Origin of the sequence: Marilutibacter maris (genome assembly GCF_006546735.2) — a bacterium.
GTDB classification, from domain to species: Bacteria; Pseudomonadota; Gammaproteobacteria; order Xanthomonadales; family Xanthomonadaceae; genus Marilutibacter; species Marilutibacter maris.
This window is the reverse complement of record NZ_VICD02000285.1, coordinates 1-24,669: the sequence shown is the minus strand read 5'-3', so window position 1 is coordinate 24,669 and position 24,669 is coordinate 1. Positions and strand designations below refer to the sequence as shown.

At 67.5% G+C, this 24,669-nt stretch carries 16 protein-coding genes; 8 read left to right on the top strand and 8 right to left on the bottom strand.

Annotated features, from left to right (window positions below; genetic code table 11):
* Positions 1 to 243: 243 nt before the first annotated feature.
* From FKV24_RS16355 to FKV24_RS16335, 5 genes are all read left to right on the top strand, one after another.
* On the top strand, positions 244 to 1,371 hold the full coding sequence (locus FKV24_RS16355; protein ID WP_141483132.1) for a hypothetical protein: 1,128 nt from the start codon (positions 244 to 246) through the stop codon (positions 1,369 to 1,371).
* Positions 1,372 to 1,474: 103 nt separating this feature from the next.
* On the top strand, positions 1,475 to 2,617 hold the full coding sequence (locus tag FKV24_RS16350) for an ImmA/IrrE family metallo-endopeptidase (RefSeq protein WP_170288344.1): 1,143 nt from the start codon (positions 1,475 to 1,477) through the stop codon (positions 2,615 to 2,617).
* Positions 2,607 to 3,185 (top strand): PIN domain-containing protein, encoded by a 579-nt coding sequence (locus FKV24_RS16345; RefSeq protein ID WP_141483131.1) that lies wholly within the window; start codon positions 2,607 to 2,609, stop codon positions 3,183 to 3,185. The genes FKV24_RS16350 and FKV24_RS16345 overlap by 11 nt, the downstream gene beginning before the upstream one ends.
* A gap of 68 nt (positions 3,186 to 3,253) precedes the next feature.
* Positions 3,254 to 4,981 carry an ATP-dependent nuclease gene (locus FKV24_RS16340; RefSeq protein WP_141483130.1) on the top strand — a complete coding sequence of 576 codons (1,728 nt, stop codon included), beginning with the start codon at positions 3,254 to 3,256 and terminating at the stop codon, positions 4,979 to 4,981.
* A complete protein-coding gene (locus FKV24_RS16335) occupies positions 4,974 to 6,362 on the top strand; it encodes a UvrD-helicase domain-containing protein (RefSeq protein WP_141483129.1) in 1,389 nt (462 codons plus the stop codon). Before FKV24_RS16340 ends, FKV24_RS16335 begins: the two co-directional genes overlap by 8 nt.
* Positions 6,363 to 6,482: 120 nt before the next feature.
* Here FKV24_RS16335 and FKV24_RS16330 read toward each other — a convergent pair whose 3' ends face one another.
* The gene (locus FKV24_RS16330) at positions 6,483 to 7,559 is read right to left on the bottom strand and encodes a site-specific integrase (RefSeq protein WP_141483128.1); all 1,077 of its coding nucleotides are present in this window, start codon (positions 7,557 to 7,559) and stop codon (positions 6,483 to 6,485) included.
* Positions 7,560 to 8,119: 560 nt separating this feature from the next.
* Between FKV24_RS16330 and imuA the strand changes: the two genes are divergently transcribed.
* From imuA to FKV24_RS16315, 3 genes are read left to right on the top strand one after another with little or no spacing between them, the layout of a single operon-like run.
* Complete coding sequence (gene imuA, locus FKV24_RS16325; RefSeq protein ID WP_141483127.1) at positions 8,120 to 8,728, top strand: translesion DNA synthesis-associated protein ImuA; 609 nt, start codon at positions 8,120 to 8,122, stop codon at positions 8,726 to 8,728.
* 6 nt (positions 8,729 to 8,734) lie between these two features.
* Positions 8,735 to 10,141 carry a Y-family DNA polymerase gene (locus tag FKV24_RS16320; protein ID WP_141483126.1) on the top strand — a complete coding sequence of 469 codons (1,407 nt, stop codon included), beginning with the start codon at positions 8,735 to 8,737 and terminating at the stop codon, positions 10,139 to 10,141.
* Positions 10,138 to 13,245: an error-prone DNA polymerase gene (locus FKV24_RS16315; protein WP_141483125.1), complete on the top strand. Its 3,108-nt coding sequence runs from the start codon at positions 10,138 to 10,140 to the stop codon at positions 13,243 to 13,245. The genes FKV24_RS16320 and FKV24_RS16315 overlap by 4 nt, the downstream gene beginning before the upstream one ends.
* Positions 13,246 to 13,342: 97 nt before the next feature.
* Here the strand turns inward: FKV24_RS16315 and FKV24_RS16310 are convergent, their stop codons facing one another.
* From FKV24_RS16310 to FKV24_RS16280, 7 genes are all read right to left on the bottom strand, one after another.
* The gene (locus FKV24_RS16310) at positions 13,343 to 14,518 is read right to left on the bottom strand and encodes a M23 family metallopeptidase (protein ID WP_141483124.1); all 1,176 of its coding nucleotides are present in this window, start codon (positions 14,516 to 14,518) and stop codon (positions 13,343 to 13,345) included.
* On the bottom strand, positions 14,515 to 16,410 hold the full coding sequence (locus tag FKV24_RS16305; RefSeq protein WP_249041063.1) for a DUF885 domain-containing protein: 1,896 nt from the start codon (positions 16,408 to 16,410) through the stop codon (positions 14,515 to 14,517). The genes FKV24_RS16310 and FKV24_RS16305 overlap by 4 nt, the downstream gene beginning before the upstream one ends.
* Before the next feature lie 87 nt (positions 16,411 to 16,497).
* Positions 16,498 to 18,153, bottom strand: coding sequence for a hypothetical protein (locus FKV24_RS16300; protein WP_141483122.1), 1,656 nt, complete (start codon positions 18,151 to 18,153; stop codon positions 16,498 to 16,500).
* 10 nt (positions 18,154 to 18,163) lie between these two features.
* On the bottom strand, positions 18,164 to 18,976 hold the full coding sequence (locus FKV24_RS16295; RefSeq protein ID WP_211371896.1) for an exonuclease/endonuclease/phosphatase family protein: 813 nt from the start codon (positions 18,974 to 18,976) through the stop codon (positions 18,164 to 18,166).
* 143 nt (positions 18,977 to 19,119) lie between these two features.
* Positions 19,120 to 20,304, bottom strand: a complete 1,185-nt coding sequence (locus FKV24_RS16290; RefSeq protein WP_141483120.1) for a CaiB/BaiF CoA transferase family protein — start codon at positions 20,302 to 20,304, stop codon at positions 19,120 to 19,122.
* Between the two features lie 114 nt (positions 20,305 to 20,418).
* Entirely contained in the window at positions 20,419 to 22,317 is a 1,899-nt protein-coding gene (locus FKV24_RS16285) for a glycoside hydrolase family 127 protein (protein ID WP_249041062.1), read from the bottom strand.
* Positions 22,314 to 24,500, bottom strand: a complete 2,187-nt coding sequence (locus FKV24_RS16280) for a formylglycine-generating enzyme family protein (protein WP_141483119.1) — start codon at positions 24,498 to 24,500, stop codon at positions 22,314 to 22,316. The genes FKV24_RS16285 and FKV24_RS16280 overlap by 4 nt, the downstream gene beginning before the upstream one ends.
* Between the last annotated feature and the right edge of the window lie 169 nt (positions 24,501 to 24,669).

The window sequence follows — 24,669 nt, the reverse complement described above, 5'->3', positions numbered from 1 at the left end:
CCGTAACAGCATGGTTCATATCAGTAGTTTGCCGCAGCATGCTAGGCCTTACGCGCCCAACGCAAGGGCAGGTCCTGTACGAGGGTAGACGTCCGCTTCGGTCAAGAGCAGGCATCAGCTTGTCAACGCCAACGGTTCGATCTGACCCCAGCAGGAACGACGAAATGTTCTCACCGACGCACGCACCTCGGCAAGGGGATAATGTGTCGGGTAATCTCAATCGAGCTTTGGGAGGATTCACACGTGCCGCTGACTGCATTTTCAAAAGCGACTGGTGAGGAGCTGGACGTTGAACAGGTCCTCAGTCGGCTGGCGCGGGCCAGCAGTGTCGACAGTACTGACCTGGGTCCTGAGGGTATTCCGGACGCGTGGCGGCAGATCATACGCGAAGACATGGAATGCCCGTCGTGCTTCACGTTAGGCGCAGACTTGGTGCGAGAAGGCGTCTCCACGCGGGGCTCCAAACGGATCGTGCGGCAGGCGTGCTTCCGTTACCCCTCGCATCGCCCACAGTGCGACTTCGCCCGTCCAAGCGTCACCGGCACCACGGTACCAGACAACCTCGTGGAATTCGGTTCGGCAAAGACTGGTCTGACCCGCGCAGTGAGGCAGTTGGTGGGTGCCGGCATCCAGACCAACTCGTTCTCGCAGCGCACGATTCGCGACATGCGCGAGTGGTTTTTCGCTCAGAAGGCGTCCTCTACGTTTACGGTGACGCTCGATCCCAGACTCCCGACCTGGCTTGAGGATGTTCTTCGGCAGGCTGGAGGATTTTACGGTCCGCCTCCGATTACGCTGACACCTGAGATTGCCAGGCTCCCGGGCTTCGATTGGCGTGAGGCCGCACGGCAACACTTTCGCGCCCGTAACCACTCCTATATCGAAACGCTGGTGGCCGCTGAACTGCGGATCTGGGCGACGGCAGACCGCATGGCCAACCTTGCAAGGCGCTTTCAGGGCGAGGTCGTGTTCGATCCATCGCCCCTGCGCGCTCGGTACCTGAGCACCGTTCAGCTCGCGGCCTTTATCAGCCAGAACTACGAGCCCCTACGTCGTTTTACGAGAAGTGGGGGGCGTGATCCGCATGCGCCAGCCGTCTTGGCGTTCGCTGCGTTGGTGCTGTACGTGGAAGGCTGGGATATCAACGAGGCTGCCGCGCTCTTCGGCCGAATCGCCCAGCAGGCGACCGATGCCGACCCCGATCTCGGCAACGTCATGGGTCTTAATCCTTGGCACGACTTCGAGGCGTGGCGACAGCTCAAGGCATTGCAAGACTTGAGGCTCGCCATTCCGGACGGGGCAGCTAGTCCGCAAGAAGAGATCTCAGCGATCGAGACGGCGCTTCGGTGCCAGTATGCGGATACCAATTAGGTTGATCGTTAGGTCCTGGCGTCCGTTTCAGGGGGGCAAGTTCAGGTGGCCTCGTCCGCATGACCCCTGCATAGATCCGGAATCCTGCATATCATGGTGAGCAATGTCTATCGACCTGAAAACCCTAGGCTCCAAGTTTTCCAAGTATCGAGGACAACTCAAAGAGTCCGTCGTCGAATGTGCGTCTGCGACTGGCATTGACGCCGATCGACTGACTTCCATCGAAGCCGGTCAAGTCGAGCCATCGGGTGATGAAGTACTCATCTTGGCGGATCACTACCGCTGCGACTTCAAGTTCTTCATATCGAATGAGAAAGTGGCTCCGTTCGAGCAGACCGATACGCTATATCGCGCGCACGGAAATGACTTCACCAAGGAAGATCGCCGTGCTGTCCAAGACTTCCTCTATTTGTGCGAGACAGAGGACTTCTTGATGCGAGAGCTGGGCCGCCCCCTCAAGACCTTCTCCTTTTCACCTACGGGCAATTTCTTTAAGAGACATGGCGAAGTCGCCGCATCCAGCCTCCGAGCTGCGCTGAGATACTCCGACCGTGAGGTGCCACGCGATATCTACGCCGAGTTTCGGAAGGTTGGCGTGCATGTTTTTCGGCGTAAGCTTGGAAACTCCAGTATCTCTGGCCTCTTCATCATGCATCCCGCGGCGGGCAAGTGTGCTCTCGTCAACTACAGCGAGGACATCTATCGCCAGCGGTTTAGCGCGGCGCACGAGATGGCACACGCTATCTTCGATTCCGCGCAAGAAGCCAGCGTCAGCTTTGAACACCCCAGCGGGTCGGACATGCTGGAGCTGCGAGCCAATCGCTTCGCCTCGTGCTTCCTCATGCCGCCAGCTTTCTTGGCGCAGCTTCCTGATCCTGCTCTATGGTCAGACGCTGAAGCACAGAGATGGGCCAACGATCTGCGCGTTAGTTGCGTTGCTCTCGCCATCGCGCTTAGAGAGGCCAAGCTGATTGATACGAGTGTCTACAACCGGATTCGCAGTCTCCGCGTACCGCGTGAAGCAAAAGTTGACCCCGAGTTACCCGAAAGCCTCAACTCCACGCAGCGCCAGCGCAAAGCCCACCTCTTGGAGCTGGGCCTCTCCGACTACTATGTCGGCCTGTGCTTTGAAGGGTTCAGTGCCGGGGTAATTAGTATTGGACGCTTGGCCGAGGCGCTGCTATGCAGTCATGGTGAGCTGGCCGAGCTCGCAAGCCTCTATGGCCGGACTCTCCATGGCCATTGATCCGTCCAAGTTTCATTTGGTCAACGTCGCCGATACGTGCTCTGTGTGGAACGTGCTGTCGTCGGCCCGCCTGCACGCAGCCGCCAAGGAGGCGCAATGCGAGTTCTGTATCACCAGATTCGTGCGTTATGAGTGCTTGACGAAGCCCCGCAAAAGGGAACCGACCTCCGCCGAAACAGAGCTCATGCGACGACTTTCCCAAGAGCAAGGACGCGGTGGCTTTGCCGCTCATTCGTGTGATATCGGCGACCTGCAGGCCATCAAGATACTTGAAAGCCGTAAGCGCCTAGGCAAGGGCGAGCTGTCGTCCATCGCATTCGCCATGAAGATTGGACACGCCGTCATCACAGATGACATGAAGGCCCGCAAACTTGCCGAAGAATCGGGGCACTCGTTGACGCAGACGACTCCTCACCTCTTCTCGTGGCTGATCTTCAAGGGGCGCTTGGGGGATTCGGACAAGGGCATTGTGATCGAGCAACACAAGGAGATGAATCGGCCGCTTGCCCCGCACTTCGAGACTGCATACGAGAAGGCGCTGCAGTGCCGACTCAACGCCGCCTCTTGAAGCCCGGGTGACGCTGAGATCGGCTTCAGTCGTCGAGTTTAGGTCGGCATGAACATCTAGGAGAGAACATGCAGCTTCGACAGCTCAAAGTCTCAAACTTCCGAGGCATTTCCGCCCTGGACTGGAAGCCTAGCTCCCCATTTTGCTGTTTGATCGGAGCTGGTGATTCTGGCAAGTCTACGCTGCTTGACGCGGCCGAGGCGGCTCTCTCCTCCCGATGGTTCTCGTTCACAGAACCGGACTTCCTGGCCTGCGACACCTCCAACCCCATCATCATCGAGGCCACCGTCGGAGAGTTGTCCAAGGGGTTGAAATCCGATGAGCGCCTAGGCCTCTACATTCGCGGATGGACCTCTGCCGACGAGATACGCGACGAACCGGAAGAGGATGACGAGCCGGTTCTGACCGTCCGCCTTACCGTTGATGCAACCATGGAGCCTGTCTGGGAGCTGGTGTGCGAGCGGATAGATGAACCGCGCACGCTATCGAATCGCGATCGTGCGCTTTTCGGCTTGGTTCGGCTTGCGGGAGAAGACGCCCGGCATCTGGCTTGGGGACAAGGGTCGGTGCTGGCTCGGCTGACCGGCGACACAAAAGAAGCCGCGGCGCGCTTGGCAAAGGCCTACCGTGCGGCTCGCGCGAGCGCCAACCTCGGCGCTATCGAATCGCTGGCCGATGCCGCTGCATTGGCCGAAGGCTTCGCCAAAGGACTGGGCTCCTATGTCGAGGGCGCTTATGAGCCCGGGCTGGAGCTGGGGCGCTCCGGCTTGTCGTCCGGGTCGATCGCCTTGCATGACGGCGGAGTACCGTTGCGGCTAGCGGGGCTTGGCACGCGTCGGCTTGCCACCCTGGCGATTCAGAAGTCTGCCATATCGGAAGGCGCGATCGTACTAATCGACGAGATCGAACACGGGCTCGAGCCACATCGGATCATCGGCGCCATCGCCCAGCTCAGGGCCGATCAAGCCAAAGCCCTGGAAGCCGGCAATCCTACGGGTCAGATTCTGGTGACCACGCACTCGGATCTGGCTTTGGGCGAAGCCGGAGCGGATAGCCTGAGAGTGGTCCAAACAGCACGGCCTGGCAGAGTGACGACCATTGCACGTCCGAGATCGCCTGAGTCCATCCGGCCGCTGATGCGCTTCACTCCCCGCGCATTGTTTGCCCGCAGGATCCTCGTGTCTGAAGGCAACACTGAGTTGGGGCTTCTCTTGGGCGTGCGCGAGCGTTGGCCAGCGCGCCACGCCAATCGACCCATCGAGCAACTAGGCGCAGCCATTGCAGATGGCAACGGGGAACAAGCCTGCTCGATGGCTCTGGCTTTGACGGGCCTCGGCTATGAGACCGCTATCTACCGAGACTCCGACACCTTGCTGACATCTGAGAACTTGGCTGCACTCGCAGCGTCTGGCGTCCCTGTTTTCGAGTATGGTGGGGGACTGAACACTGAACAGGCAATCTTCTCGGCCGCTAGCGATGAGCTGGTTCAAGAGCTTTTGACGTACGCCCGCGAAGAGCGCGGAGCCGATGCCATCGACAATAACCTCGTCATTAAGATCGACGACTTGGACATCGAAACGATCCGGGACGACTTCGGAGACTGGACGCTTTTTTCCCATCTTGACGGCGCGCAGCTTCGGGAGGCCATTGCCGAAGTAGCTGCCCGAAAGAAGTGGTTCAAAGACCAGCGTATCGGTCGAGGCTTGGCGCCGCTAGTTTGGCGCGTAGCTAGTGAGAATGCGGCCTCGCCACTGGCGACGGCGCTTGCTCAGGTCGAGGCGTGGCTGTATGCCTGACGCCACCGATCTATTCGCGTTGGGAAATGCTGCCGTGGTTGCGCCGGCCGGCCACGGCAAGACCGAGATCATCGCCAACGTCGCTGCGCTGGGGCAGCGCGCCTTGATCCTCACGCACACGCATGCTGGGGTGCACGCAATCCGCGAGAGATTGAAGAGGCTCGGGGTTCCGCGCGCCCGGGTGGCAGTCGATACCATCGCCGGCTGGTGCATGCGCTATGCCCATGCCTTCCCCGGCGTAGCCCAACCGCCCGAGGGGATGCCACAGACTGGAGATCAATGGGATCAACTCTACCGCGGCGCAATATGGGCGCTTGGGGTCAAAGCTGTTCGGGACGTCGTCGCCGCGTCCTATGACCGGATCCTGATCGACGAATATCAGGATTGCCATAGCCTGCAACATCAACTGGCGACTGAGCTATCAGGCATCGTGCCCACCCTGATCTTCGGTGATCCGATGCAGGGAATCTTCGAGTTCGCCGGCGCGACGCTGAGCTGGGACAACGAGATCCACCCAATCTTTCCGTTCGCCGGAACGCTTGAATCGCCCCATCGCTGGGCTGGCAAGAATCCGGAGCTCGGGCAGTGGATTGCCGAGACCCGTGTGAAGCTGATGCGGGGCGAGACGATCGATCTGGCAGATCCGCGTATCACCTACCGCGAATCCGACGACGCCTTCGATATGGGAACGCTATTCGAGGGCATCGACGGAAAGGAAGGCAGCTTCGCCGCCATTCATTGCCACAAGGCCATCTGCTATCGCTTGGCGAAGGCCGCGAATGGCGGTTACCAAGCGATTGAGGAAGTTGCCGCGAGACGACTCTCCGAGTTCGCGTCCGCATGGGACCGGGCTGTTGATGGCACTGGCCGGCTTCGAGCCTTCACTGGCCTCATAAATGACTGCTTCCACAAGAAGCCTGTGGAGCCACCCGATCCAGAGGACGCAGCCGTCCATCAGGCAATGCGGGATTTGGTGCCTGGTCTGGGCATCGGCAATGGTGCGGAGGCCGTGGCGCGGATGTTCGCGCTAGCCCGTAAACGTCCGCGATGGAAGATCTACCGCAACGAGCTGTGGCGCGACGCCGAACGGGCTGCAGCAGAAGTTGCTGCAGGCCGCGCCGAGACAATGGCATCAGCGAGTCTCGGAGTGCGCCAACGGGTCAGTAACTCAGGCCGCAGGCTGCCTAGGCGCACTGTGTCGACCCCGCTGCTATTGAAAGGCTTGGAATTCGATCATGTCATGATTCCCGACGCGAGTCATTTTGGCAACGAGCGGCAGGCGCAGGCGAAGCTCTTCTACGTTGCCGTTTCCCGAGCCACCCGATCGCTGACCATCTCATCACCCCAGCGCTTCATTCAGTTTGCTGCGCCGGCTGTGTGAGTGAGGCGCGGGTAACCCAGTTTGATCGGAATCCAAAGAGGGCTCTACAGCACGGACACACGTTGGCTTTCAGGTGCCAGCTTCAGGCGCTAGAACAACGCCAATTTGACGGTAGATCGATCATCCTAGCTTCTTAGCCAGATCCTCAGCCCGCGGGTGGTAGTAGCGCTTCAACATCCGCAAATCGCGGTGGCCGGTGACGGCCGAGAGCTCGAGCACGTTGGCGAGCTTGTCGGCCATTCTTGAGGCGGCCTCGTGCCGCAGGTCGTGGAAGTGGACGTCCTCCAGGAATCCGGGGGAGGGCGGTCGTCGCGCTTTCTGGCAATCCCGCAGGTACGTTTCCTGGGCGCGCTTGATGGCGCGGGCGAATCCCAGCTTCACGGCCATGGCCGTGGTCGGGAAGACATTGCCGGAGAACGCCCGCGGCAGGTCCTTCAGGATCTCGACGGCCCGGGAGGACAGTGGGACCGTCCTGGCGTCCCCGTTCTTGGTTTCCGGCAGGTGCGCCGTGCGGCGGCGAAGGTCGACGTGGCGCCAGTCCAGCGCCAGCAATTCACCACGGCGCATCGCGGTCTCGATGGCCAACTGGATCAGCGGCGCGATCCATGGGTTACGTGAGCCGCCCTTGCCGAAGGTGCCGTTGGGCTTCCTGGGCGCCTGTTCCAGGGCGGCCAACAGGTAGCTCTCTTCCTCGGCGGTCAGCCGGCGATCGCGGGACCGTGGCGTCGGTGGGCGTTTGACGTAGCGGATGGGGTTCTCGACATGGATGCCCCATTCGCGGCGTGCGTGGTTGAGTGCGGCGGACAGGATGCCCAGCTCGCGGATCACGGTCCCGGCGCTGACTTCGGCTAGGCGCCGATCGCGCCAGGCGGCGACGGCGGCACTGGAGATCGCCGACATCTTCAGGTTGGGCAGCACCGGGTCGCGCAGCAACACTCGGATCTTGACCTTCTCGATCTCGGCGCTCTTCTTGCCGGGTGTCACCTCCCGCTGGTAGCGCTCCAGCACGGCCCGCAGCGAGGTCTTCTCGGCCTCGCGTCGATCGACGAAGCCCGAGGTCTCCAGCTCGCGCTCGACGGCCCGGGCCCATCTGTCGGCGTCCTCCCTGTACATGAAGGTGCGCGACTGCTCGGGGTAGCCTTTCACGCGGACCCGGGCCCGCCATTGCAACTCGCCGCGTTTGGTGATCTGCGCCACAACGTCTCCGATGGCCCAGGGTGGGCCCAATAAAGACGTTTTTAGCACTAAGTGATTGAAAATAAAAAACTCTTAGTTGCTTTGACATGGTAGGGGTCACAGGTTCGAACCCTGTACCGCCCACCAAACTATCGGGTCGCATCGATGGCCCAACGAGCAGCTCCGAATTGTCCTGGGTGACGGTTCGGGGCTGTTTTCGTATGGGGCGGACGATGAGCCGGCCGCATGCTCAAGTGCCGGGTTCCGCACAGCAGCATGAGCGGCCGGCGCCAGGCATGCGATGCCCGTCCGCGAGCCACCTGTCCGGGGCCGTCGCTTTCTGTCCGATGCTTGTCCCGAGCGCCTGCCCGGACGCTTGCCGGGTCGCTGCGGCACGCATTCCGGCGTCGGGGTCGCCAGGTACGCGAGCCGACCAATGGTCGAGATTGTTAGTAGCATTGCTACTAAATTGAGATACCATGAGCTGTCTCAGGCTGTGCGCCATCCGCCCGCGAGACTGTCTCCATGCCGCTTGCCCAAGCTCCTGATAGCGCGTCCCTGCCGGCTTCCGGAGCCGTGTGATGGGGGCGGTCGTCGCCATCGATTCGCTGCTCGGTTCCGGCCGTGTCTGGCGCGGACAGGCCACGGTGGAGGTGCCGGCATCGGCCCAGCCCACCGGGCATCCCATGCTGGATGCGGCGCTGCCGAGCGGCGGTTGGCCGGCGACCGGACTGTCGGAGATCCTGATGTCGGACGATGGCGTCGGCGAGCTGGCCCTGCTGTGGCCCGTGCTGGCCCGTTTGAGCACGGCCGGAGGGCGGGTGGTATTGATCGCGCCGCCGTATCGGCCGCATGCGCCGGCCTGGGCCGGGGCCGGGCTCGACCTGCGCCGCGTGCAGGTCGTGCAGGCCGCGCCCCGCGATGCGCTGTGGGCGGCCGAGCAGTGCCTGCGTTCGGCCGCCTGTGCGGCGGTGCTGTGTTGGCCGCAGAAGGCGGACGACAAGGCGCTGCGCCGGTTGCAGGTCGCCGCCGAGAGCGGGCAGTGCCTGGGCTTCGTGTTCCGCGATGCGCGCCAGGCGCGCAATCCGTCGCCGGCACCGCTGCGCTTGCGGGTCGAGGCCGGCCAGATGCGGGTGCTCAAGTGTCGCGGCGGGGTCGTGCCGGCGCGACCGCTGACGCTGGCGCAGTGAGCCGCGATGCGTTGGGCCTGCCTGCTCTTGCCGCAACTGGCGATGGACGCGGTCCTGCGCCAGCAGAGCGATCCCGACGCCGCGCTGGCGCTGGTGAGCGGTCCGGCCCAGCGGCGCGTCCTGCATGCGGTCAGTCCGGCCGCGCGCCGGCTTGGCCTGCGTCGCGGCATGCTGCTCTCGGCCGCGCAGGTGCTGACCCGCGAGTTCGCGATCCAGGCCCACGACCCGCGCCAGGAGCTCCAGGCCTGGACCCTGTTGGCGACCTGGGCCTACGGCTTCAGTTCGCAGGTCTGCACGGACTTCCCGCACGCGCTGGTGCTGGAGGTCGGCGCCAGCCGCGCCCTGTTCGGCGACTGGCCGGCGATCGAGCGACGCCTGCGCAGCGAGCTCGAGGCGCTGGGCTTTCGTCACCGGCTGGTGGCCGCGCCTTACCCGCATGCGGCGCATGTGCTGGCCCATGTCCATGACGGCCTGGGTGTCGATGAAGGCCGGGTCGAGACCGCGCTGGCGCAGGTGCCGGTCGAACGCAGCGGCCTGCCGCGCAACGTGGTCGCGACCCTGGCGCGCTCGGGCCTGCGCACGCTGGGGGCGGTGTTCGCGCTGGCGCGCGAGAGCCTGGTGCGACGCTTTCCGCCGGAGGTGCTCGCGCAACTGGACGCGATGCGCGGACGGCAGTCGCCGCCGCTGCGCTACTTCCAGCCGCCGGACCGCTTCGAGGCCCGGATCGAGTTCGAGTACGAGGTCGAGTCCAGCACCGCGCTGCTGTTCCCGCTGCGTCGCCTGGTCGGCGACCTGGCCGCGTTCCTGTCCTCGCGCGACGGCGGCGTGCAGCGTTTCGTGCTGCGCTTCGAGCACGAGCGTCATGCCGACAGCGAGCTGGCCGTGGGCCTGCTCAGCGCCGAGCGCGAGGCCGCGGTGCTGTTCGATCTGGCCCGCAGCCGTCTCGACCATCTGAGTTTGCCGGCCGCCACCCGCGGCATGGTGCTGGTCGCCGAGGAGTTGCCGCCGTTCGTGCCACTGGCGCGCGACCTGTTCGACACCCGCCCGCAGCAGGCGCTGCCGTGGGAGCAGTTGCGCGAACGCCTGCGCGCGCGGCTCGGCGACGCCGCGGTACAGGACCTGTCGGTGCGGGCCGAGCACCGGCCCGAGCGGGCGTCGGGCCAGGCGCCGGATTCGCTGCTGCCGCCATCGCTGCCGCCGCGCCCGGCCTGGTTGTTGCCGCAGCCGGTGCCGCTGCGCGGCTTCGGCCTGCGCATCCTGGCCGGGCCCGAGCGCATCGAGTCGGGCTGGTGGGACGGTGGCGACGTGCGCCGCGACTACTACGTGGTGCAGACCCGCGAAGGCCAGCGTGCCTGGGCCTTCACCGCGCCGGGCGAACGCGGCCCGTTCATGCTGCACGGATGGTTCGCATGAGCGCGCCGGATGCCGTCGACGCGTTGCCGGACTACGCCGAGCTGCACTGTCTGTCGGCCTTCAGCTTCCAGCGCGGCGCCTCGACGGCGGCCGAGCTGTTCGAGCGCGCCCGCGAGCAGGGCTATGCGGCATTGGCGATCACCGACGAATGTTCGCTGGCCGGCATCGTCCGTGCCCATGAGGCGTCGAAGGAGACCGGGGTACCGCTGATCGTCGGCGCCGAGTTCCGGGTCGAGGACGGCCCGACGCTGGTCCTGCTGTGCGAGAGCCTGGCCGGTTACCAGCGGCTGTGCCGGCTGATCACGCTGGCGCGGCGGCGGGCGAGGAAGGGCGAATACCGCTGCCTGCGCGAGGACTTCGACGACGGCATGGACGGTCTGCTGTGCCTGCTGTGCCAGGAGCGATCGAGTCCGGATCAGGATATCGAATGGCTGAAGCGGCTGTTCCCGCGGCGGCTGTGGCTGGCGGTCGAACTGCATCGCGGCGCCGACGATGAGCGGCGCCGGCAGGCGCTTGCCGGGCAGGCCGAGCGCCACCGGCTGCCGATGGTCGCCGCCGGCGACGTCCACATGCACGTGCGCCGGCGCCGCGCGCTGCAGGACACCCTGACCGCGATCCGCCATCACTGCACCCTGGCCGAGGCGGGATGGAGGCTGTTCCCGAACGGCGAGCGCCATCTGCGCACACGCCGCGCGCTGGCGGCGATCCATCCGCCCGCGTTGCTGGCCGAAAGCGTGCGCATCGCCCGCCGCTGCGGTTTCAGCCTCGACCAGTTGCGCTATACCTATCCGCGCGAGCTGGTGCCGGAGGGGCATACGCCGACCAGCTGGCTGCGCCATCTGGCCGAGCAGGGCGCGCGAACGCGCTGGCCGGACGGGGTGCCGGACAAGGCCCGCGCGCTGATCGAGCATGAGCTGTCGCTGATCGCCGAGCTGGCTTACGAGTCGTATTTCCTGACCGTGCACGACATCGTCCGCTTCGCGCGCGGACGCGGGATCCTGTGCCAGGGTCGCGGTTCGGCGGCGAACTCGGTGGTGTGCTTCGCGCTGGGAGTGACCGAACTCGATCCCTCGCGGATGAATCTGCTGTTCGAGCGCTTCGTCTCGCGCGAGCGCAACGAGCCGCCGGACATCGACATCGATTTCGAGCACGAGCGCCGCGAGGAAGTGCTGCAGTACGTGTTCCAGCGCTACGGCCGCGAGCGCGCCGCGCTGACCGCGGTCGCGATCAGTTACCGGGGGCGCAGCGCGATCTGCGACGTGGCCCGGGCGCTGGGGCTGCCGCCGGACCAGGTCAACGAACTGGCCGCGACCCTGCATCACTGGAGCAGCAGCGCGCCGTTGCCGGAGGCGCTGCGCGAACGCGGTTTCGACCCGGACACGCCGCTGATGCAACGGGTGATCGCGCTGACCGGCGAGTTGATCGACTTCCCGCGCCACCTGTCGCAGCACCCGGGCGGCTTCGTGATCTCCGAATATCCGCTGCACACCCTGGTGCCGGTCGAGAACGCGGCGATGGACGAGCGCACCGTGATCCAGTGGGACAAGGACGACCTGGACACGCTCGGGCTGATGAAGGTCGACTGCCTGGCGCTGGGGATGCTGACCGCGGTGCGCAAATGCCTGGACCTGCTGCGCGATACCGGGCGCCGCGACCTGGCCCTGGCGACGATCCCGGCCGACGACAAGCCGACCTACGCGATGATGGGGCGGGCCGACACCGTCGGCGTGTTCCAGATCGAGTCGCGCGCGCAGATGTCGATGCTGCCGCGGCTGCGCCCGAAGGATTTCTACGACGTGGTGATCCAGGTCGCGATCGTCCGCCCCGGACCGATCCAGGGCGACATGGTCCATCCCTATCTGCGCCGGCGCCGCGGCGAGGAGGCGATCGACTATCCGCCGCAATTGCAGGGGGTGTTCGAGCGGACCCTGGGAGTGCCGTTGTTCCAGGAGCAGGTGATGCAACTGGCGGTGACCGCGGCCGGCTTCACCCCCGGCGAGGCCGACCAGCTGCGCCGCTCGATGGCGGCCTGGAAGCGTCGCGGCGGACTGGAGCCGCACCAGGAGCGGCTGACCGCCGGCATGCTCGAGCGCGGCTACAGCCGCGAGTACGCCGAGCAGTTGTTCGAGCGGATCAAGGGCTTCGGCAGCTATGGCTTCCCGGAGAGCCACTCGGCCAGCTTCGCCCTGATCGCCTACGCCAGCGCCTGGCTCAAGTGCCACGAACCGGCCGCCTTCGCCGCCAGCCTGATCAACAGCATGCCGCTGGGCTTCTACACCCCCGACCAGATCCTGCAGGACGCGCGCCGGCACGGCATCCGGGTGTTGCCGGTGGACGCGCGCTACAGCCATTGGGATTGCACGCTGGAGCCCATGCGTCCCGAAGGCGCGGGACAGCCCGCGATCCGCATGGGCCTGCGAATGATCGCCGGCTTCCGGCAGGATGCCGCCGAGCGGCTGACCGCCGCACGCGGGCAGCGTTCCTTTATCGATGCCGCCGACCTCGCTGGCCGTGCCGGTCTCGACCCGCGTCACCTGGCCTTGCTGGCCGATGCGGCCGCGCTCAAGGGCCTGGCCGGGCACCGCCATCGCGCGCGCTGGAAGGTGTCGGGGGTGGAGAAGCCGCTGCCGTTGTTCGACGGCGTGCCGGCCACGGTCGAGCCGACACCGTCGCTGCCGGTGCCCAGTGCGTTCGAGGACATGCAGGCCGACTACGCGACCACCGACACCACCCTGGGCCGGCACCCGATGAGCTTCATCCGCCGCCAGCTGGCCGCACGCCGGTTCCGGCGCTCCTCGGAGCTGGCCACGCTCGCGCACGGGCGCCGGGTGCGCTTCGCCGGCATCGTGCGCATGCGCCAGCGGCCGCAGACCGCCAGCGGGGTCACCTTCGTCACCCTCGAGGACGAGGACGGCATGGTCAACGCGGTGGTCTGGCACCACGTCGCCGAGCGCCAGCACCGGGTCCTGGTCGACAGCCGCCTGCTGGCGATCGACGGACGGCTGGAGCGCGTCGACGGCGTCCAGCACCTGATCGTCGAGCGGATGCAATGCGTCGACGCATTGCTGGACGGGATCGACGCGCGCAGCCGGGATTTCCGTTAGGAAAACGCTGAAAAGCCCGTTCTCCCCCGGTCGCAGATCGGAGGAGGGGCAACGACTCGGTGCGTTCCCGCTGTGATCGTCGCGGCTCGGCTGACCGTTACCTGTCGGGCTCCTGGGAGAACCGCGCCACCGCCCCGCGCGCGGGCATCTCACCGGCTCGCGATCGCGCTGTCGTCTCCGGATCGGCCCAGCGGGCATGGCCCGCGCGTGCCGGGTCGGCATAGCTGCCGAGGCGGGTGAAACGGTCGAAATGGAAGGGCAGGCCTTCGCTGGCGTGTTCCTCGGCGCCGTCGGTGATGGCGAAGTGCAGTTGCGGGGCCGATGCGCTGCCGCTGAAACCGACCTCGGCGACCTTCGTGCCCCGCGCGACGCGCTGGCCTTCGGCGACGGCGATGCTGTCCGGGCGCAGATGCGCGTAATGGGCGAAACGGCCGTCGCCGAGGTCGAGCACCAGGGTGTTGCCGCTGCCTTCGCGGCGCGCGCGGTCGCGGTCCAGGCGCTCGTCGAGCCGCTGCCGTTCGGCGATGCCGTCCAACCGTTTCACCACGGTGCCGTCGGCGACCGCGAGGACGTCCTCGCCATGGCTGTAGGTATCGCTCGCCAGCATGCTGCCGGCCGGGTGTCGGCGGCCTTCGGTATCCAGCTTCACCCAGTCGATCGCATAACGCCCCGGCGTGCGCAGGCGTCCGCCCAGGGCGTAGCCGACCCGGCGGTGGCCGCGCATCCAGCCGGTGTCGCTGATCGCGACCCAGGGCCCGCCGGACAGCGGCGGCGACAGCGCCGTGCCGATATCGGTGGCGACATCGGCGGACCCGCCCTCCAGCGTTCGCTCCTGCAGGGGCCCGCTGGCGTCCGTGCCGATGAAGGCGACCCGGTGGACGAGGGCGGATGGCATATCGCCAGCGTCGATGCCGATGTCGATGAAGACGATGCCCTGGCGGCCGGGCGCGATCGCCGCGCCGGCTTCCGCGTCGCGTTGCAGACCGGAACGGTCGATCCGCGCTTCCAGTGCCGCGCCCTCGTAGCGGGCGAGGACCTCACCGTCGGCCAGCACCTCGACCCGGACCGGGTCCAGCGGGTGCGAGGCGTAGTTGGTCAGATGCAGCTCGTAGCCCAGCACGGCGCGATCCTCGACCCGGACCGCGGTCGGCGGTTCGGGGACGCGCAGGTCGAAGCCGTTGCCGGGCGCGGCGCCGAGGCCGCCGGCCAGCAGCATGCCCGGCAGCAGCAAGGCTGCCGGGCGTAGCGCTTTCCAGCCGGAGCCGGGGATCATGCGGCTTCCTGTGTCTTCTGCTTCTGCCCGGCGATCCACAGGTCGACACGCTGTTCCAGCATGTCCAGCGGCAGTGCGCCGCCGCCGAGCACGGCATCGTGGAAACCGCGGATGTCGAAGGCCTCGCCCAGTTCGCCCTCGGCCTTGGTGCGCAGTTCCTGGATCCGGATCATGCCGATCTTGTAGGCGGTGGCCTGGCCGGGATTGACCAGGTAGCGGCGGATCTCGGAGCGGATCGCGGCGTCGGGCACCGAACTGTTGGCGCGGAAATAGTCGATCGCCTGCTGCTCGGTCCAGCCCTTGGTGTGCAGGCCGGTGTCGACCACCAGGCGGATCGCGCGCCACATCTCGGACATCAGCCGGCCGTACTCGGAGTACGGATCCTGGTAGGTGCCGGGCATCTCCTTGGCCAGCCATTCCGAGTACAGGCCCCAGCCTTCGGAATAGGCGGTGCTGCCGTACTGGGTACGGAATTTCGGGATCCCGGTCAGTTCCTGGGCGATGGAGATCTGCATGTGGTGGCCGGGCAGGCCCTCGTGGTAGGCGATGACCTCCAGCTCGGTCTTGGGCATCGCGCTCATGTCCGACAGGTGCGCGTAGTAGATGCCCGGACGCGAGCCGTCGGGCGTGCCGGGGTAGTAGTGCTGGGCGGCGCCGTCCTGCTCGCGGAAGGGCTCCACGCGCTTGACCACCAGGTCGGCCTTGGGCAGCAGGCCGAAGTACTTGGGCAGGTGCTGCTTGATGTTGTCGATGTCGGCGCTGGCTTCGTCGATATAGGCCTGGCGTCCGGCATCGGTGTTCGGGAACAGGCGGCTGGGGTCGTTCTGCACGTGCGTGAAGAAGGCCTGCAGATCGCCCTCGAAGCCGATCTGCGCCTGCAGGGCTTCCAGTTCGCCGCGCAGGCGCGCCACTTCGGACAGGCCGAGCTGGTGGATCTCGTCGGCGCTCATCGCGGTGGTGGTGTTCTGCCTGAGCTGGTACTCGTAATACGCCTTGCCGTTGGGATGGGTGGTGCCGACGCCGGTGGCGTCGTCGGCCGCCTTGGGCAGTTCCTCCTCGGCGAAGGCGATGACCCGCTCGTAGGCCGGCTTGAGCGAGTCGAGCAGGGCCTGGCGCGCCTGTTCCTTCAGCTCGGCGGCGCGTTCGGCGCTGACCTTGCCGTCCTTGGCCAGTGCGTCGGCCTTGGCCTGGGCATCGGCCCACAGCGCGCTGTCGGCGCCGTCGGTGAACGGTGCGCCGGTGATCACCTTGCGCGACTGGTCGATCACGCCTTCATAGGCGAACTTCGGCGGACGGATGCCCTGGGCGGTGGCGGTACGGCCGATCTGCAGCAACTGGTCGAACGCGGTCGAGCTCTTCTGCAGGCGCGAGACGTAGGCGAGGTAGTCGCTCTCGTCGTCGACCTTGTGGAAGTTGATCATGAACATCGGCAGGATGTTCTGCGCACCGTTCATCTGGTCGAACGGATAGCCGTCGACGAGGAACGGCAGGCCGTCGCGGGCGTCCTCGTACTGGTGCTTCCACAGGTCCCAGGACAGCCGGGTTTCCGGGTCGAGCCGGTCGTAGTCGAAGGTCGACTCCATTTCCTTGACCGAGGCTTCCATCCAGGCCACCCGCTTGCGCGCGCCCGCCTCGGACAGGTCGTCGATCTGGTCGTTGAGTTCCTTGCGGCCGAGGAAGGTCAGCTGGATCGGGCTGAACCGGAGCTGCTCCTCGTACTGGGCATCGAACCATTCGTTGAGTCGGCGCGATTCGTCCTGGATCTGTTCGGCGGTGGCCGCCGGGGCATCGGTCGCGGCCGGCGTGCCGCCGTTCTGGGGGCCGCAGGCGGCCAGGCCCAGGGCCAGCGCCAGCGCCAGGGCAAGGGTGGAGCGGGTGGATACGAATCGCACAGGGGACACTCCGTCATCGATGATGGTTCCATTCTGGAGCGCGGACAGCCCGTCTGACCCATGTGGATGGTCATGCCCGAAGGCGGTTCATTGCGAACGCCCGGTCCCGAAGTCGGCCAGTGCGCGCGGACCGTCCAGCAGCACCCGGATCTGGTCGCTGCCCGGCACTTCCACCTCGACCCAGGGCACCGTCGTCGAGGGCAAGCGAACCCGGCCACCGGCATCGGCCGTCAGCCGCGCCGGCGGCAGACCGCCGAGCGGACCGACGACCTGCACGGGCGCGCCGGCGAGCGTCCTGCCATCGCGGCGCACGCTCATCGTCACGTCGGCGCCGCGGATGCCGGCAACGTCGACCGTCTGCCGTTCCTGTTCGCCGAAGCCGGCGGGCGAGGATTCCAGCACTTGCCAGGGCGACAGCGCCGAGGCGAGCCGGTAGGTGCCCGCCTCGGCGATCGAGACCGCCAGCCCGTCCGGGGTCGGGATGAAATGGTCGGCGCTGGTGTCGGTCCAGCCGCCGCCGTGCTGCCGTTGCAGCACGTGGATCGGGTAGGGCGAGTTGCGGTCCGGTCGCCGTTGATGCAGTTGCGGCGGCAGGCGCGCAATCAGCCATTGCAGCGGCGCCAGTTCGACCCGGTGGCGCACACGCTCGCCGCGCGCGCCGGTCCCGGCCAGCGCTTCCTCCGCGATCCGCAGGGGCCGCAGTTCGGGCCACTCCGGCAGGCCTCCGGCGGGAGTGGATGCGATCAGGTTGAACGGCTGGGCGCGTTGACGGTCCACACCGGTGAAGCGCACGCGGCCGCTCGCGTCGGTGATCCGCTCCTGCGGCTCACGGCCACCGAGCCATTGCACCCGCAACCCTTGTATCGGAGTCGCGCTGCCGCGGCGGACGAACTCCAGTTCCAGCTCGATCGAGACCGCAGCGGCGACCGCCTGGCTCATCGCATCGAAGCGCAGCCCGGTGACGCGGCCGGCGGGCAGGGTCAGCGAGCGGCGCTCGGCCTCGATGCCGTCGACCTCGAGCACGATATCGACCGGTCCGGGCGCGAACGGCGCCAGTACCTGCCCGTCCGCGACCGCCAGCGGCGTTTCGTCGAAGGCTTCCAGCAACTCCGGCGCGGACCAGGCCTGGAGTCGTTGCCATGGCGGGGACGGATCGGATCCTTCCACCCGTCGCAACAGCACCCCGGCGTTCCCGGATACGCCCTGGATCCGCAGGCCTGCGCCGACCATGGGGGCGAGCGTGGCTGGAACCGCGCCGGCGCCGAAGTCCGCTGAATAGAAGCGCAGCCCGTCGTCGCCCCGGGCCTGAAGCAGGTAGCGATCGGCCGCCGGCAGTCGCAGCGGTCCGACCCGGACCCGTCCGTCGGCCAGTCGCTGCGCCGCGGCCGGTACCCAACGTGTGACCGTGGCCAGTGCCTGATAGCGCGTCGCGCCGGCGGCCTCGGCCACTCCCTCCGCGCCGAGGGCGGCGGCCGAGGCATCGTCGACGGACACCTGGGCGAGCCCGATACGCACCGATCCGGGGATGGCCTCGACGTCGCCATCGGGCAGTAGCAGCACCTCCAGCGGCACCGTGGGCGCGGGCGCCGTCCGCGCTGGCGCCCCGCTGGTGACGGCGCCCACGGCAACTGCGGGCACGGCGACCTCGCCGCCGTCGCTGGCGAGACGCCAGACGGCCACCGCGAGCACGGCGACCGCGACCAGACCCGCCGTGCCCGCGGCCCAGGCGCGTTTCGTCGGCATCCGCGCGCCGTCAGTCGGTGTCGGAGCTGGAATACAGCTTCAGATAGATCGGTGCGTGGTCGGACACGCCGGTGCGGAACGCGCACATGTCGGCGATGTAGTCGCGGCCGGAGGCCGAGTACTCGGACACGTACGAGGCCTGGAACCAGAAGTGATCGTAGCGACTGGCATAGGCGCAGCTGGTGTTGATCGTGGTGTATTCGTTGACCTGGTGGCCGACCGCCGGCGACAGCCCCGCCAGGCCGGCCCACCACGCCGAGGTCGCGTCGCGGTTGTGGTCGCCGACCAGGATCACGTCCTGGTCGCTGCCGCTGCCGTCCTGGACAGCCTCGAACACGTCGGCGATGTGCTGTATCTCCGCCTGCCGCTCGGCGGTGGTGCCGAACACCGTGTGCCAGTTGATGAAGGTGTAGTCGGCCCCGGTCTGGACATGGCGCAGCTTGACGATCTGCGGTTCGCGCGCGAACCGGTCGTCGCTGTCGTTCCACACGTATTCCGACAGCAGCTGGACGCGGTCCGGGCGGAAGAACACCGCGTAGCGTTCCTTGTAGCTGCTGCGGCCGATCGCCGCGGTGACCCGGTAGTCCCAGGCGACGCCGCTGCGGGCGGTCAGTGCCGACGCGATGCCGGCGGCGGCATCGGCGTACATGACTTCCTGGGCGAAGATGACATCGACGCCGTTGGTGGACGAAGCGCTGGAGCCGTACCGCTCCCATGCCTGGGCCGCATAGCCGTCCCAGTTGGTGTGGTTGTTCCAGCCCGCGTGCAGGGTGTTCCAGGACACCACGCGCAGGTACGAGCCGGCCGGCGCGGCTCCGGACAAGGCCGCAAGCGCGGCTCCCACAATGAGGGCCTGCCATTTCATCGCCATCTCTCCCCAACGGCTCGATCGGATCGGTCGAGGCTAGGGAGCGGGGATGACGCGGGTGTGTCAAGCGTCTGTTCGCGCTTGCGTGACGCGCGTTGCTATGCCGGATCTCCGGTGCGTGACGGGCGTCGCCATGTCGGGTCGTCCTGGCCCAGTATCGGCGCCGCGAACGGCTCCGGGCCCGGGGTGCGGCCGAACTTGATGGTGCGGGCGACGCCGGTGTAACGGCCGAGGGTGGGATGGGTCATCGTCGCCAGCAGTTGCTCGCTCTCCACCTGCGGGTGGTCGAACATCTCGTCGACCCGGCGCGAGGCCGCGCAAGGCACGCGTTCGCCGAACAGCGCCTCCCACTCCAGCGCGGAACGCGCGGACAGCGCGGTGTGCAATCGCGGGATCAGTTCGGCGGCGTGCTCGGCGCGCTTGCGCACGCTGTCGTAGCGCGGGTCGTCGGCCAGCGCGGGCAGGCCGGTCAGCTCGCACAACGCGCGCCAGAAATGCGGCGTGTTGGCGGACAGGTAGAGATGGCCCTCGCGGGTCGGATGCAGGCCGGTGATGCCGCCGGAGCGCATGTCGCGGCTGATCCGGCGCGGCTCGCCGTCGACCAGGACCATCCGCGCCGACTGCATCGCCAGTGCGCTGCGCAGCAGCGAGACGCCGACGTACTGGCCTTCGCCGCTGCGCTCGCGCTCGTACAGCGCCGAGGACACGCCGCCGGCCAGCAATGCCGCGGCGTAGTAGTCGACCACCGAGCCGTACAGGATTTCCGGGGGACCGCCGGGCTTGCCCTGCTCGGTGCACATGCCGGTCATGGTCTGCAGGACCTGGTCGTAGCCGGCCTTGTCCCTCATCGGCCCTGTCTCGCCGTAGCCGGTCACCGCGCAGTAGATCAGCCGCGGATTCAGCGCCGCGAGACGGGCAAAGTCGATGCGCAGGCGTTCGGGCACGCCGGGACGGAAGTTGTGGACCAGCACGTCGGCCTCGCGCACCAGGCGCAACAGGCGGGCGTGGTCGCCCTCGTCCTTCAGATCCAGCACCAGACCGCGCTTGGAGCGGTTGACGCCGACGAAGGCGCGGCTCTCGGCGTCCAGGGTGGACGGATAACGACGCAGGTTGTCGCCGCTGGGCGGTTCGATCTTCAGCACCCGCGCACCCTGGTCGGCCAACAGCGTGCAGCCGTAGGGACCGGCGATGTAGGCGCTCAGGTCCAGGACCTTGATCCCGGTCAGCGGGCCGGCCGCCCCCTGGCGCGGGAAATCGAACGGTGATGGCGCGGCGTCGGTCATGCGGAGCGTGCCTCCCTGGCGTTGGACTTGCGGAGCGGTCCCAGTGTGCCGGGCGGTTCCGAGGCCTTCCAGCCAGAAGCCCTATCTTCTCGCATCAGAAAATGCGCGCGTCCGCTACATCGCACCGATGTCGTCCTCGTAGGGAGGCAGCGCCGCCGGCGCCAGCTCCAGCCAGGTCAGCCGCCAGCCGCCGTCGACGCGCCCGCCCAGATCGAAGTACGGATGGAACTCGATCGCTGCCCGATGCAACGGTGCCAGTCGCAACGACACGCGGCCGTCGCGCCCGGCCGGGGCTTCGGATAGCGCGGACTGCGCCGGCTCGGGCAGCAGCACGCTCTCGGTGTTCTTGTAGCCGTCGATCAGCCCGGTCGCGTAGACCAGTGGTCCACGGGTCAGCGCGACGTAGTCGCGGCGCAGTACCTGCTGCCGCACCGGCGAGCCGTCCGGCGCCCGCGACTCCTGGATGTTGCGATAGCGGCGTCGATGCAGGGTCGGCGCCATCGCCATTTCAAGCTCGATCACGTCGCCGGCGCGCCAGCGGCGGACCAGGCCGGCGTAGCCGCGCATGTCCACGGTCTCGACGACGTCGCCATTGAGCCTGACGGTCCGCTCGCCGGCCCAGTCGGGAATCCGCCAGCGCAGGCCCGCCGGGTTCGCGGGGGCCGCTTCGATGTGCAGTTGCAGATGGCCCTGCAGCGGATAGTCGCCGGTGACCGCGACCCGCAGGGCGCCGTCCTCGCAGGCGATCTCCGCGCGGCCGGGGCCGAGCAGATTCAGCACCAGGGCGTCGCCGTCGCGGCTCCAGGCCAGCGTCTGCAGTTCCTCGATCGCCATCGCGCCGCTGGACTTGCAGCAGCGCCAGTAGCGGGTGTGCACGCGCGGGCCGTTGGCGAAGGAGTAGTAGCACCAGTCCTCGCCGTTCTCGGCCTGCGCACCGAGCAGGTCGTTGTAGGCGCTGCGCTCGATCTCCGCGGCATAGCGGGCTTCGCCGGTCTGCAGCAGCAGCTCGCGGCTCAGTTGCACCCAGGCCAGCACCGAGCAGGTCTCGACATAGGCGGTGGGGTCGAACACGAAGCCGGGATTGAACACCTCGCGCGAGCGATGGGCGATGCCGCCGAACGGTCCGCCGCCCAGGCTCAGATGGTGGTCGCGGATGTTGGTCCACAGCCGTTCGACCGCCTGCCGCAGTTCATCGCGACCGCTGGCGCGCGCCAGCTTGGCGACCCCGACCAGGTTCCAGCACAGCTGGTAGGCCTTGCCGGTGGCGATCTCGGACGCGTCGGCGCCCTCGGCGAGGCGGCTCAGCAGCGCCAGTCGCGGCTGCGCCTCGGCCTGGGCCAGCAGGGCTTCGGCCAGCTCCAGATAGCGGCGCTCGCCGCTGGCGAAATACAGCTCGACCACCGGGTCGATCAGCACCGTCGCCGACATCCCGTGGTGATTGCCGACGCGGGTGATGTCCAGGCCGCGCTCGACGAAGGTCCGGTGGCACAGGTCGCCGATCCGGCGCGCCGCGAGCAGGTGGCGGTCGTCGCCGAACTGGCGGTGGACTTCGAGCAGGCCCAGCACCAGATAGCTGTGGGTCCAGATGTCCCAGGTGCGCAGCGCGGGTTCGCCGTTCCAGCTCTCCGGTTTCGGCGGTTGCGGCACGGTGAAGCGGCGCGCCGGCGCGTAGTTGCCCAGGTAGCCGTCCTCGTCCTGTCGTGTCAGCAGATGGTCGGCAACGGCCAGCACCCGTTCCCGCAGCGCCTGATCGCCGCTGCGGGCGGCGGCGCGGGCGGCGGCGACCAGCCATTTGCCGGCATGCTCGCCGTACCAGTCGCCCTCCTCGTTGTCGCAGCAGCGCTCGGGCGCGAAGATCGCGATCGCGGGGCTGTCGGGGCCGGTGATGAAGCGGCTCAGGCGACCGCGACGGTTCGCCTCCAGCGCCTGTCCGAGCAGCCCGTCCAGACGCGTCGCCGCGGCCGGCAACGGGGTCAGCGCCATTGCCTCCATCGTTGTCGTGTCCGCGCTCATTGCGCGTCCACCACGCAGCGGAAGCCGATCGTGCCGGCGCGATCCTTGCACGGCGCCATCAGCAGGTACTTGCCGTGCTGGTCGAGCCGGTGGGCCTGGGGAAAGTACCAGTGCGAGGTCTGCGGCCGGTAGCTGGAGCCGCCGCGCAGGACCGCGGCGCGGGTATGCGCGTCGTGGTATTCGTCGGTCCATTGCCAGACGTTGCCGACCAGGTCCTCGACGCCGAACGGGCTGGCGCCCTGCGGATGCGCGCCGACCGGGTCCGGCGCCCGCAGCCGGCGCCCGCGATTGGCGGCCGGGACCCGGCTGTCGTCCCAGTCGTTGCCCCAGGGGTAGAGCCGCCCGTCGCCGCCCTGGGCCGCGTACTGCCACTCCCATTCGTGCGGCAGGCGCTTGCCGGCCCAGACGGCGTAGGCGCGGGCGTCCTCCAGCGACACCCAGGTCACCGGCCGGTTTTCCCAGCCCGGTCGCGGCGCGCCGTCGCGCCAGTGGCGCAGGAAATTGTGGGCGTCGCGCGGCCGGTAGCCACTGGCGTCGAGAAAGGCCTTGAACGCGGCATTGGTGACCGGATGACGGTCGATGTGGAAGGGGGCGATCCGCATCCGCCGCCGGTGATGGCGGCGCGGGCAGTTTTCCCACGGGTACTGCACGTCGAGGCCGGCCCAGGTGAAGCCCTCGATCTCGATGCCCTGGACCTTGAAGTCGAACTCGGTGCCGGGAATCGCGACCATGCCGGCCGGCGGCTCGGCCACGGGCGCGGTCGGCGCGATCTCGAGCGGTTGTTGCAACGCCGGTTTCCAGCCGCTGCCGAACGCGTGCAGCGGCGTCCGCGCGCGCTGCGCGGTCTCGGCGAGGAAGGCGTCGAGACCGGGGTCATCGACGGTCCCGGGGACCGCCAGCAGCGCACCGAAGCCGCGCGCCTCCAGCGGCAGCTCGATCAGGGCCTGTCCGTTCTCGATCCGCGGCGCCAGCAGGCGGCCGTTCCAGACGTCGTAGTAGCGGGTGCCGTCGACATGCGTGATCGCCAGCTGCTCGCCTTCCATCTCGTACTCGTTGCGATTGACCAGGGTCCACAGCGTGCGCCGCGCGGTCGGGAAGCGGCTGGCGAACACGCCGGCCTGGCGGGTGGCCTGGTAGGGCGCCCAGTCGCGGCTGACCACGGTGTCGGGGAAGCGGCGGTAGATCGCGGCGATCCGGCGCAGGCTCTCGGCATCGCGCGGGGTGAACTGGTTCCAGATGCCCCAGATGTTCTCCCAGGCGTTGTAACCGATGCCGTTGAAGAAGCAGTACTGCAGATCGTGGTTGCGGTTGCGGCCCCACCGGTTCTCGTAGTTGATCATGTGGCGCGGCTCCAGCCACTTCCACTTGGCGACCGGCGGCACGGTCCGGTCGGGCGCCTTCTTGCCCCAGCTCTGCACGTTCCAGATCAGCTGCTCTTCCGAGCTGATCGTCGATTCGGGTTGCAGCACGACCGTGCGGCCGCGCGCCTGACAGGCGTCGAAGAACGCACGCGGTACGCCGTTGAAGGTGTCGCCGTTGATGCCGTCGGCGCCGACCGCCTCGACCACCTCGGCCAGGCCATCCCAGTGGCTGACGCCGGGATCGCGGGTGCCGTGGTCCCAGGGCTTGGCCGGCAGGAATACCCTGACCCCGCGGCGATGGAAGGCGTCCACCGCTTCGCGCAGCCCCTGCAGGCCGCCGGGCATGTCGGCGGCGAGGTCGAACTGGTTGCGGTCGTCGATGCCGATGTTCGGGTAGACGTACCAGATCAGCACCGAGTCGATGCCGCCGAAGCGCGCCTGCAGATCGTCGAGGTAGCGGTCGACCGTGTAGCAACCCTGCTCGGGGTCGTAGAAGTAGCGGTCCTCCACCATCATTTGCGCGTGCACGAAATTGCGCTGCGCCCATTGCAGGTCGGGATGCCGATAGTTGTGGTCGCTGTAGCCGATCCGCACCAGGTGTTCGCGGCGCCAGTCGCGCAGCTCCCGCAGCCAGTCCCCGGCGCTGGCGCCGGGGTCGATCATCCATTCGCCGATGTCGGCGAACGGCCATTCCGGCGCCTTGCCCGGGGTCGGCAGGTAGCGCCCGGTGGTGACGTGGGAGAACTTGTACTCGGTGCGTACGTCCGCGTCACCGGATTCGGGCCCGGTTTCCGGATATTCGCTGTCGTAGGGGTCGATCATCGTTGTGCTCGGGAGTCGGGGAGATCAGGCCAGGCCGCAGCGCGCCCTGAGCGCGGCGACGCGTCCGGCGTCCGCGGCCGGCGCGGCGGCGAGAAAGGCCTCGACCTCGTCGCGCGCCGGGATGCTGGACTGGGCACCGTCGCCGGTGCAGGCCAGGGCCGATGCGGCG

Excerpts from the sequence above, each read along its gene's own strand:
- FKV24_RS16350 (WP_170288344.1), top strand. The coding sequence starts at position 1,475 with ATGTCTATCGACCTGAAAACCCTAGGCTCCAAGTTTTCCAAGTATCGA.
- FKV24_RS16345 (WP_141483131.1), top strand. The coding sequence starts at position 2,607 with ATGGCCATTGATCCGTCCAAGTTTCATTTGGTCAACGTCGCCGATACG.
- FKV24_RS16340 (WP_141483130.1), top strand. The coding sequence starts at position 3,254 with ATGCAGCTTCGACAGCTCAAAGTCTCAAACTTCCGAGGCATTTCCGCC.
- FKV24_RS16335 (WP_141483129.1), top strand. The coding sequence starts at position 4,974 with ATGCCTGACGCCACCGATCTATTCGCGTTGGGAAATGCTGCCGTGGTT.
- imuA (WP_141483127.1), top strand. The coding sequence starts at position 8,120 with ATGGGGGCGGTCGTCGCCATCGATTCGCTGCTCGGTTCCGGCCGTGTC.
- FKV24_RS16320 (WP_141483126.1), top strand. The coding sequence starts at position 8,735 with ATGCGTTGGGCCTGCCTGCTCTTGCCGCAACTGGCGATGGACGCGGTC.
- FKV24_RS16315 (WP_141483125.1), top strand. The coding sequence starts at position 10,138 with ATGAGCGCGCCGGATGCCGTCGACGCGTTGCCGGACTACGCCGAGCTG.
- FKV24_RS16310 (WP_141483124.1), bottom strand. The coding sequence starts at position 14,518 with ATGATCCCCGGCTCCGGCTGGAAAGCGCTACGCCCGGCAGCCTTGCTG.
- FKV24_RS16300 (WP_141483122.1), bottom strand. The coding sequence starts at position 18,153 with ATGCCGACGAAACGCGCCTGGGCCGCGGGCACGGCGGGTCTGGTCGCG.
- FKV24_RS16290 (WP_141483120.1), bottom strand. The coding sequence starts at position 20,304 with ATGACCGACGCCGCGCCATCACCGTTCGATTTCCCGCGCCAGGGGGCG.
- FKV24_RS16285 (WP_249041062.1), bottom strand. The coding sequence starts at position 22,317 with ATGAGCGCGGACACGACAACGATGGAGGCAATGGCGCTGACCCCGTTG.
- FKV24_RS16280 (WP_141483119.1), bottom strand. The coding sequence starts at position 24,500 with ATGATCGACCCCTACGACAGCGAATATCCGGAAACCGGGCCCGAATCC.